We start from the raw sequence: 9,852 nt of genomic DNA on the forward strand, positions 1-9,852 counted from the left end.
TCCCCGGCCGCCGCCGCGACCAGCCGCGCCGAGCTCTTACAAGATTTTCCGCGCCTCCGGGAGCGCTGGAGCGCCTGCTCGACGGCGAGCGCGTCGGCCAGCCGCCGGGCCGTCAGGACGAGGACCACCGCGGCGAGTACGGCGATCAGGGCGAGCGGCACGGCGATCTCGGACCTGGCCGTCAGGACCGGCAGCACCTGGCTGTCGACCGCGCCGGGCAGCGCGCTGCGCACCGTGGTGTCGGTCAGCGCCGGGGCTGCTCCCCGGTAGACCGAGTGGGCGGTGTCGCTGCCGGCGAAGGCGGCCACCCGGCCGCGCAGCGCGGCGAGTTCGGACAGACTCAGGCCGCCGGTGTCGGGCAGCGCCAGCCAGACGGCCAGGGTGTGGCTGCCGAGCGTGGGCAGCGCGGTCAGCTGGGCGCCGTCGACCAGCATGAGGGCGCGGCCGGCGGCGTCGGGCCCGCCGAGGCCGGCCCAGAGTGCGGCGGAGGCCGGGTCGGGGCGGTAGACGCCGGTCACGGTGAGCGTGAGCGGCGCGTCGACGTAGGGGTCGCGAACGGTCACGGTGCTGCCGGGGCCGAGGCCGAGCCGGTCGGCGTCGGTCTCGGGGAGCGCGACGCGCAACCCGCCGGCGTCAGCGGAGGCGGAGGCGGGGGTGGATGCGGGGGTGGAAGCCGAGGCGGAAGGCTCGGCGTTGGGCCAACTGCCGCTGCGCAGCCGGGCGTACCGCCCCGGGTCCGGCAGGGCCACCGGGAGCCCGGAGAGCGTGGTGTCGGTGGCCCGCTGGCGTCCGGCGGGCGGCAGCGTCAGGCTGACGGCGCCGGTGGAGCGCAGCGCGCTCTCGGCGCGGAACGGGGTGCCGTCCATCGTCCGGACCAGTGCCGCGTGCACCGCCCGTTCGGCTCCGGGCAGCCCTTGCGCGGCCCAGCGCGCGGAGACCTCGACCGAGCGTCCGGCGTCGGCGGCGAGCCGTTGGCGCACCCCCGCGGTGGCGGCCGACCGGGCCAGTCCGGCCACCGCGGACAGCACCGCGGTCGCCACCAGGATGCTCACGGCCGCGGCCGCCAGCACCAGCCCGCGCCGCGCGAGTCGGCGCCTGATCGCCGCCAGTACCATCCGTTTCCCCCCTCGACACCTGCCACACCCGGCCGCGCGTGTCCCACAACCCCGGTCGCGTCAGGGAATTGAGGTTCTATCACGGCAACCGACATGTGGTCTGTACCAATTCGGTCTCGGCTCCTGCCTCACTCAACGGGAGCCGGCCCGGTCGGGTTCAAGCGGCTTCGGCCCACGGGCACGGCGACGGCCCGCCCGCCGAACCTGATCGGATCGGCGGCCGGGCCGTTGCCGGAAGGGCCTTCGCGGTGGTCAGGCCGTCCGTGCCTCGCAGACCACGACCGTGAAGCTCACCGCGCCACCCGCCTCCGCCCGGAGCGAGCCGGCGTCCCCGTCCACGTGCTCCAGCAGGTGGCGCGCCATCTGGCGGGCGAGGTCGGCGGACCCGGGCGTCCACAGCGGCCTGCGGGCCCGCTCGTCGTAGCGCGGCAGGACCGGGGCCCCGCCGCCCGGCAGTTCACCGAAGGACTTCGCGTCGGCGGCCACCACGACCCGGACCCGCACCGGCTTCCCCCAGCCGGAGGGAACGTCGACGAGGGTGAGCCGGACGTTGCCGGTGCCGTCGTCCACGCCCCACGGCAGCGTCCACTCCAGCAGGCCGCTGATCCCCTCGGGGGCGATCCGGCGCTTCCGGCGGTCCTCGACCAGCGGCGGAACCGCGGCCAGCAGCGCCCGCAGGTGCTTCAGGACGTCGTCGAACCACACCTCACGCACAGCAGCGCCCCTCTCGTCGGTCCGGTCTGCCATCGAAGCGGGCTCGCCCCCGGACGGCAAGGGCGCGGCACGTACGGTGCCCGGGTTCGCTTCGGGGTGCTCAGGTGCGTTTGAAGAACTCCACCTCGGCCAGGGCGATGGCGCGGCCGGGGGCGGTCCCGGCCGCCTCCCGGACGGTGAGCTTCACCTGGACGACGTCGCTGATCCCGGTCGCCACGGTCTGCGGGCCCGGCTGGTCGTTCAACGTGACCTGCTTCCGGTGCACTTCGCCGTCCGAGGCGGTGACCTCCAGGGACAGGACGAGGGGGCGGGCCTGCTCGTGGAAGTGCTGCGGGTCCGCGGAGCCGCCGGTGTGGATGATCAGGTCCACCAGCCGGAACGGCGAGCGGAAGCCGAAGGTGATGGAGTCCCCGATCGCGGGGGCTCCCCAGTAGGTGTTGGTGAGGCCGTCGTCGGCCGCGGTGGCGGGGTGGCCCTCGACGGCGGCGCTCGCCGAGGTCACGCTCGGGGTGATCGGCGCGGTGCTGCCGAGCTTGTCCATCACGTCCTCGTAGACGTTCCTGCCGGTCGGGTACAGCAGGACCGCCGCGACCACCAGCGCGACGAGCACGAGCAGCGCGATGGTGCGGCGCAGCGCGTTGCCCGAGCCGCCGATCCTCACCCGGCGGCGGAACGGCCAACGGGTGCGCCACCAGGGCAGCTTCGGCGGGGGCGCGGTGACGGTCAGCGGGGCCGCACAGCGACGGCAGAACTTCCGGTCGGGCAGGTTGGGCGTGCCGCACCGGGGGCACGGCGGGCCGTCCTGGGCGCCGTCGTCGGCCGTGGACTGGCGGACCACGGGGCGGGGCGCGATGGGCTTGGCGGGCTGTACGGCCACCGGGTCGGCCTGCGGTGCGGGGGTGGGGGCGGGGACACGGGCAGGGGTGGGAGCGGGGGCCGGCCGCTGGGGCTTGACGGCGGGCGGGGGCTCCTCGGCGGGCGCGGTCGGCCGCTCGGCGGGGGCGGATTCGGTTTTCGCGGATTCGGTCTTCGCGGGCTCGGCTTTCGCAGGCTCGGCAGGGGCGGGCTTCGCGGGAGCTCGCTTCGCGGGCTCGGCCTTGGCGGGCGCGGCCTTCGCGGGCGCGGCCTTCGCGGGCGCGGCCTTCGCGGGCGCGGCCTTCGCGGGCGCGGGCTGAGCGGGCACGGGCTCCGCAGGCACGGGTTCGACGGGCGGCGCGGCGGCGCCGCGCGACCAGCCGAGGTAGGCGCCGCAGTTGCCGCAGAAGTCGTCCCCCTCCCCGTTGACCGTTCCGCAGTCGGGGCACACCGGCATCCGTCAGTCCTCCGCTCGCCCGGGTGGGCCGGGCAGGATCTCCACCCGGCAGGTCAGGTGGACCGGGCAGCCCGTCCTGACGACGGCCAGTACCTGCTCCTCGTCCAGCGCCGGACCGCGCAGCGGCCAGACCCGGACCAGCACCTCGCCGCTCGACGCGGGCGGCGGGGCGGCGCCGGGGGCGGTGGTCCAGGAGGCGCCGCCGCCGTCCACGATCTCGGCGCCGGCGCCCAGCACCAGCCGCAGCCGCTCGGCGAGTCCGCGCCGGGTGCCGCGCCAGCGGTGCAGTTCCACCGCGCGTTCGACCACCGCGCGGCGCACCTCCACCGGCCAGGCCGGGTCGACCTCCACCGCGACCCAGGACGCCAGCCAGTCGAGGAAGTCGGCCGGCGCGAGGCGCGGTTGGAAGTACGCGGGCAGGCTGTCCAGGGTGGCGAAGACCGGGGCGAGGACGGTGTCCAGGCCGGCCGTGAACCGCTGGGCGAGGTCGTCGTCGGCGAAGAGCGCGGGGAGCTGCTCGCCGATCGGGTGCGGACTGGGCAGTCCGGGGATCGCGGCACGGGTCATGACCGGACGTCCTCCCCCGCGGTGACCACGATCTGGTGCTGGTGGGAGAAGACCAGGGCGTCCGGCGGCACCTCGATCCGCTCGGCCGGGGCGCCCCGGCGGCCGGTGATCGGGTCGGCCGGGAAGAGCCGCAGCTCCTCGACCCCCGCGACGTCGGCCACCCGCTGGAGGACGGCGAACACCTCCCCGTACTGCACCGCCCGGCCGAACGGCCAGCCGGAGCCGTCCGCGCCGCCGCGCAGCGGGCTGAGGTACCGGTACAGCGCGGCGAGCACCGCCTCGCGGACCCGGTCGGGGTCGGTGGCGCGGGTGGTGAGCCGGGCGACCACCGTCACGCCCTGGTAGGCGGGGGGCTGCACCAGGATCCGGGTGCCGATCAGCCGCCGCTCGTCGAGGGCCGTGGCGACGGCGGCCAGCACCTGCTCGTCGGGGATCAGCTGCTCGAACCGCAGCCGGTCGCCGTCGTCCGCGACCGCGTCGGGGACGACCAGGACCCGTACCGCGCCCGCCTCCCCGCCGCCGGCGGGCACGCAGCTGATCCGGGCGGCGGACGGCGCGGCCTGCCGGGCGATCAGCTCGAAGTCCCCTGCGGTGACGGCGCGTTCCTGCAACCTCAGCTGGTGCGGGGCGCGGGCCTTGGCGTTCTCCACGGTCTCGCCGTCGACCCCGCCCCTGGCCGCCTCGCGGTTGTCCACCCGGGCGATGTACGGGACGGAGCTGCGCAGCACGGTGATCGTGCCGCGGGCGACGTTGCCCGCGATCCCGCCGCCGGTGCGGTAGTGCGGGACGCGCAGCCGCGCGCCCTTGGGCGGCACCGCGCCGAAGGAGCGCAGGGTGCCGTCGGGTTCCCGTACGGCGGGCGGGAGGAGGAACTCGCCGGTGGTGGCGTCGAGCACCACGTGCCGGTCGGTCGGCGCGGAGTCGCCGAAGTGCTCGACGACCGTCCACCGCTCCCACCCCTCGCCGGCCGCGACCTCCACCACCGGGGGCTCGCCGTCGAGCAGGACCGGCGGCCTGGCGAGCCGGAAGCGCTGGCCCGCGACGCCCTCCGAGGAGCCGAGCGGCGCGTCGGTGACGGTCTGGGCGTGGACGACGGTCGCGGTGCCGCCGATGGTGAACACCTCGGCCCGGCGGATGGTGGGCGACTCGGAGTAGAACGGCTGGCCCGGCTGCGGCTCGGTGACCCGGCAGCGCAGCCAGCCGGCCCGGCGGCCGGCGACCACCGAGGCGGAGTGGCCGGCGGGTACGAACACCACCACCTCACCGGGCCGGTTGAGGCCGCCGGTGGTGTCGCCGCCGGTCTCGCAGGCGATCCAGCGGGCGCCGTCCCACACCTCCCAGGCCAGCGGCGGCTGGCGCGGGTCGACGCCGACGCCCTCGACCCGGCTGTCCAGCCGGACGACCAGGATGCACCGCGGCACCACGGCCGGCAGCGCGAAGAGCATGGCGTCCCCGGCCACCGGGCGGGCCTGGAAGCACTGCACGTCCGCGCCGTCGGCCAGCCGGTTCGTGCGGTCGGACTGCTCGCCGGCGGCGGAGACGGTGACCAGCCGGTCCAGTGAGCTGGGGATGATCGGGAGGTCCTCGGTGGTGGAGAAGACCACCGCGTCGTCGGTCTCGGTGCGCAGCGTGGAGACCTCGGTGCCCGCCCGCAGCAGGACCGGTTCGGGCTGCGGGGCGGAGAGCCAGAAGTCGACCTCGGCCCGGGCCGCGGCGGGCGGGAAGAGCCGGATGCCCAGCAGGTCGAGGAAGGCGACGTAGTTCTTCTCCGGTACCCGGTTCAGCCGGTAGAGCAGCTGGTCCACCAGGTAGGCGAAGGTCTCGATGAGGGTGACGCCCGGGTCGGAGACGTTGTGGTCGGTCCACTCCGGGGCGCGCTGCTGGACGTAGCGCTTGGCCTCGTCGACGAGTTGCTGGAAGCGGCGGTCGTCCAGGTTCGGGGAGGGCAGTGCCATCAGTTCGCGCCCCCGTCCGCCGCGGCCGGGGACTCCGGGATGGTGTAGAAGGGGAAGACGAGGTTGCGGCGGTCGTTGGTGGCGCGCACGGTGTAGTGGACGTCGATGTAGAGCGTGCCCTCGTCGACGCTGTCGAAGGCGATCACGACGTCGTCGACCTCGATCCGCGGCTCCCAGCGTTCCAGTGCGATGCGCACCTCGCGCGCGATCCGCCCGGCGGTGGCGCTGTCGCCGGGGGCGAAGACGTACTCGTGGATGCCGCAGCCGAATTCGGGGCGCATCGGCCGTTCACCGGGGGCGGTGCCGAGGATGAGCCGGATGGCCTCGGCGATTTCCCGGTCCCGGTCGACCATTCCGATGCCGCCGGTGGCGTTCACCCGCAGCGGGAAGGCCCAGCCCCGGCCTATGAAGTTCGCAGTCACGCCACGCCTCCGATCAGCACGTTGAACGCTCCGGCGACGATGGTGGCGCCGCAGGTCGTCTTGTCCCCCATGCGGGCCGCGGGCAGCCCGCCGATCAGGACCACTCCCCCGGCCACCCCGCCCAGGGAGGGCTCGATGAGGTTGGCGGGGCCGAGTTCCACGTGCGGGACGCAGGCGTGCACGCTGCCGGCCACCGCGGCGGGCCGGCCGCCGATCAGCACGGTCGCCACCTTGAGGGCGCCCGGCGGCGGGGTGGTGATGGCGCCGCCGTGATCGGTCATGTCGCCGGTCCGGGCTGCGGGGGGCATGTGCGGTCTCCATTCCGATGGCGCCCTCCGGTTCGAGGGCACTCCTCTGCTGCTGAACATGATTGACGATCCGTCAGTTGATGCGCACCAGGGCGGCCTTGAGCACCGCCTCGGCTCCGCCTTCCACGGTGACCGCCGTCGTGCCCCGGACGGTGACCGATCCGCCGCGCACGTCCACCTCCCCGGTTCCCGCGTCGAGGGTGATGCCGGAGGAGGAGAGCCGCACCGTGCTGCCGGCCGCGCCGCCCAGGCCGTGGACGGTCAGCACGATCTCGCCGCGCTGCTGGTCCAGGCTGACCTCCAGCTTTCCGTCCCCACTGGCCAGCCGGACGCCGGAGCGGCCGCCCGGCACGTCCAGCAGCTCCAGGCGGTGGCCCGAACGGGAGACCACGGAGCGGCGGTTGACCTTGCCGGCGGCCGCGTCGACCAGCGGCACGTCGTGCGGCGAGGGCCGGTCGACGCCGTTGTAGAGCCCGCCCAGCACGTAGGGGCTGTCCAGGTCGCCCTGCTCGAAGCCGACCAGCACCTCGTCGTTGACCTCGGGGCTGACCACCCCGCCGCCCCCGTGGCCGCCCCACTGCACGGTGCGCACCCAGTCGGAGACGTAGGTGTCGTCCAGCCAGGGGAACTTCAGCCGCACCCAGCCGCGCTGCCCGTCGCCCGGCTCCCGGACGTCGGTGACCACCGCGACGGCCAGGCCCGGCATCCGCGGCCCGCGCGGCGGCGCGTTGCCGCCGGTGACCAGCCCGGCCAGCGAGCGGTCGGTCGCCGCGCTGACCACCACGGTGGTGCGGTAGCCGCGGAACGGTTCGAGCAGGTGGCGCACCCCGGTGACGGTGTAGCGGCCGGAGAAGGCGGCGCCGACGTTGCCCAGGGCGACCGCGCTGCCCGCCCGCAGCCGCGGGTTGCCCTCGACGACGGCCTCCAGCTCGCCGAAGCCGGCGGCCACCGAGGCGGCCAGCGACCGGGCCGCGGCGGTCGTCTCCGCCTGCGTGCGGTACGGGGTGTCGGCGACGGTCAGCCGGGCCGGGCCGGGGAAGGCGGAGACGACCTCCGCGGGGCTCATCCCCGGCTGCACCGTCAGGGAGGTCACCGACGGCTCGGTGGCGACCAGGGCGCTCTTGGTGGTGACGTTCCAGCCGCGCGCCTCGACGGTGTCCGCGCCGGCGACGCCGGTCAGCACGCCGCGCAGCTCCAGCAGGTTGCGGCCGTACTCCAGGACCATCGGGTTCTGCGGCGCGGGGGTGGAGGGGGCCGGCGCGCCGGACGCGGGATCGGGCCGGACGAACTCCAGCCGCCCGTCGTCGTCGACCCGCAGCTGCGCGCCGCTCTCCTGCGCCAGGAACTGGAGGAACTCCCAGTCCGGGACGTTCGCCTGGGAGAGCTGCTGGTGGACGACCGGGAAGGAGTCGACCCGGCCGCAGTCCAGGCCCGCGCCCGAGGCGACCTCGCGGACGATGTCGGCGGTCGTCATGTTCCGGAAGGCCTTCACCCGGCGCCCGCGCATCAGCCGGTGGGTGACCGCCGAGGCCCGCACCACGGTGTACGAGCCGGTGGTGTCCACCTCCAGCTCCAGCGCCGTCACCTCGCCGGTGAACAGCCGCACCCGGGTGTTCCCCTGCACGGTGACCACGGACACCCGCAGTTTGGTCCCGATGGTGATCCCGGTCGCGGCGAGGAAGGAGTGGTCCGCGTCCCGGAAGGAGAGCACCGCGGTGTCGGGCAGGCCGACGCTCTCCTCGATGTCGCAGGAGACCAGTTGGGTCGCCCAGACCGGCGGCAGCGGGCCCGGCGCCTCGACGACGGGATCCGCGGCGAAGGAGCGGCCGCCCCGGGCCTCGGGGGTGGTCATCGGCGTCCGCCCTGGGTGAGTTCGTCGATCCCCGGCACGATCAGCTCCGCGCCGGGGACCAGGGACATCGGGTCCTCCAGGTCGTTGGCCTCCGCGATGGTGCGCCAGGCCGTCGCGTCCCCGTACGCGCGCCAGGCGAGCAGCGGCAGGCTGTCGCCCGCGATCACCCGGTGGGTGCTGCGGGCCTCCGGCGAACCGGAGGTCGGGTTCTGGCCGGCCGGGTCGACGCTGGCCTCGTCGATGGTGAGCGAGCAGACCGCCCGCAGCGGATTGCCGTCCACGTCGAACAGCGTGTACGTGACCGACAGTCCGGTCAGCACCCCGTTGAACGAGGTCGTCTTCAGGGTGCCCCAGTCCAGCCGGATCCACGGGCTGGCCGGCGTCTTGCGCGCCAGGCTCGCCGGGGTGGGCACGCACGCCGTCATCAGCTGCTCCACCGCCCGCTCCACCGAGTTGTCGTGGGTCGCGGTGGAGTCCAGGAACACGTCGAGCGAGAGCGAGCGCGGGCCGCTGCCGACGAACTCGGGCAGCGCGGACTGGCCCGCCATCCGGGACGGCGTGCGCCGCCACTCGGTGGTCTTGCGCAGCACCAGGGTCGCCGGGTTGAACTGGAGCGGGAGGCGCGCGAGCGCTCCGCCGGGCTGGGCGCCGACCGTGGACGGGGGCTCCATGATGGTCAGTTGGGCCCGGGTGACGCTCGCGGGGACCGCTGCGGACATCCTGGTGCTCCTTCCTCGGGTCGGGCGGCCTGTGGGGCGGGTCGGTGGTCGAGCGGCTCGGCGTCAGGACGGTCGCAGGCCCGCGTGGGCGATCTCCAGGGTCTCCATCGCGGCCTGGGAGCTGGACGGGTCGAAGGACGGGCCCTCCCACCGCACCGGGACGATCCCGAGCACCTGCCAGCCGACGATCCGGCTCAGGTCGGGCCGCAGCGCCACGATCTCCCCGTCCTTCGGCTCGACCTTCCGGACGATCTCGCTCAGCCAGCGCGCGATCTTGGTGGTGTCCGCGGTGACCGCGCGGGTCAGCGTGATGTTCGACCAGGTGATGCGGCCCGGCAGCTGCCAGGCGAAGCCGTTGTTGCCACCCTCCGCGTACTGCTCGATCTCCACCTGGGCGCCGAGCCCCGAGCAGGTGGTGAACTCGCCCAGGTCGTTGCCGCCGATGGTCAGGCTGAAGAACACACTGGTCGCGAAGATGTTGTCGGTCATCGGGTCGGTCCGCTTCCTGCTCCTGGTCGTACTTCCGGTCACGTCACGTCGCTTCACGTCACGTCGCTGCGGCCGCCGGTCGGCCGCCTGATCCGCGCTCAGCGGCGCACGTCGTACGGTCTGCCGCTGCGCTCCCTCCCCCTGCGCAGTTCGGTGCGCAGCAGCCGCCCGACCGGTTCGACCAGGCGCCGGGCCAGTTCGTCGAGGTCGGCGACGCCGCTGCCGCCGCTCTCGGCCGGTGCGCCGGCGGCGTCCTTCGCGGACGACGGGGCCGGGTGCGATGCCGGGGCGGCCTGCACCGTGGTCGGAGTGCGCGCCGGCACGGCGGTCAGCGGCACCCCGACCAGGCCCGTCTGCTCGGCCACCCGTTGCAGCAGCCGCGCCGTAGCGGGCGACGGC

General features: G+C 75.0%; 10 protein-coding genes and 1 pseudogene. All 11 read right to left on the minus strand.

Annotated elements, in window-relative coordinates; all coding sequences use genetic code 11:
- Positions 1 to 1,115: pseudogene (locus RZ50_RS21590) on the minus strand (ABC transporter permease); the annotation flags it as partial.
- A 252-nt stretch (positions 1,116 to 1,367) separates the two neighbouring features.
- Complete coding sequence (locus RZ50_RS21595) at positions 1,368 to 1,829, minus strand: hypothetical protein (protein WP_196950642.1); 462 nt, start codon at positions 1,827 to 1,829, stop codon at positions 1,368 to 1,370.
- 100 nt (positions 1,830 to 1,929) lie between these two features.
- On the minus strand, positions 1,930 to 3,141 hold the full coding sequence (locus RZ50_RS21600) for a zinc ribbon domain-containing protein (protein WP_217680715.1): 1,212 nt from the start codon (positions 3,139 to 3,141) through the stop codon (positions 1,930 to 1,932).
- A gap of 3 nt (positions 3,142 to 3,144) precedes the next feature.
- On the minus strand, positions 3,145 to 3,708 hold the full coding sequence (locus RZ50_RS21605) for a phage tail protein (RefSeq protein WP_196949710.1): 564 nt from the start codon (positions 3,706 to 3,708) through the stop codon (positions 3,145 to 3,147).
- Positions 3,705 to 5,663, minus strand: a complete 1,959-nt coding sequence (locus RZ50_RS21610) for a putative baseplate assembly protein (RefSeq protein ID WP_196949711.1) — start codon at positions 5,661 to 5,663, stop codon at positions 3,705 to 3,707. The genes RZ50_RS21605 and RZ50_RS21610 overlap by 4 nt, the downstream gene beginning before the upstream one ends.
- Positions 5,663 to 6,085: a GPW/gp25 family protein gene (locus RZ50_RS21615; RefSeq protein ID WP_308272017.1), complete on the minus strand. Its 423-nt coding sequence runs from the start codon at positions 6,083 to 6,085 to the stop codon at positions 5,663 to 5,665. The genes RZ50_RS21610 and RZ50_RS21615 overlap by 1 nt, the downstream gene beginning before the upstream one ends.
- Positions 6,082 to 6,393, minus strand: coding sequence for a PAAR domain-containing protein (locus tag RZ50_RS21620; protein WP_196949712.1), 312 nt, complete (start codon positions 6,391 to 6,393; stop codon positions 6,082 to 6,084). The genes RZ50_RS21615 and RZ50_RS21620 overlap by 4 nt, the downstream gene beginning before the upstream one ends.
- Before the next feature lie 73 nt (positions 6,394 to 6,466).
- Positions 6,467 to 8,245, minus strand: a complete 1,779-nt coding sequence (locus tag RZ50_RS21625) for a VgrG-related protein (RefSeq protein ID WP_196949713.1) — start codon at positions 8,243 to 8,245, stop codon at positions 6,467 to 6,469.
- Positions 8,242 to 8,964: a LysM peptidoglycan-binding domain-containing protein gene (locus RZ50_RS21630; protein ID WP_196949714.1), complete on the minus strand. Its 723-nt coding sequence runs from the start codon at positions 8,962 to 8,964 to the stop codon at positions 8,242 to 8,244. The genes RZ50_RS21625 and RZ50_RS21630 overlap by 4 nt, the downstream gene beginning before the upstream one ends.
- A 63-nt stretch (positions 8,965 to 9,027) precedes the next feature.
- Positions 9,028 to 9,453, minus strand: coding sequence for a phage tail protein (locus RZ50_RS21635; RefSeq protein WP_196949715.1), 426 nt, complete (start codon positions 9,451 to 9,453; stop codon positions 9,028 to 9,030).
- Between the two features lie 98 nt (positions 9,454 to 9,551).
- On the minus strand, positions 9,552 to 9,852 hold a 301-nt coding region (locus RZ50_RS21640; protein WP_217680716.1), incomplete at its 5' end, for a hypothetical protein.

It is taken from the genome of Kitasatospora sp. SUK 42, from assembly GCF_015776785.2.
Lineage (GTDB): Bacteria > Actinomycetota > Actinomycetes > Streptomycetales > Streptomycetaceae > Kitasatospora.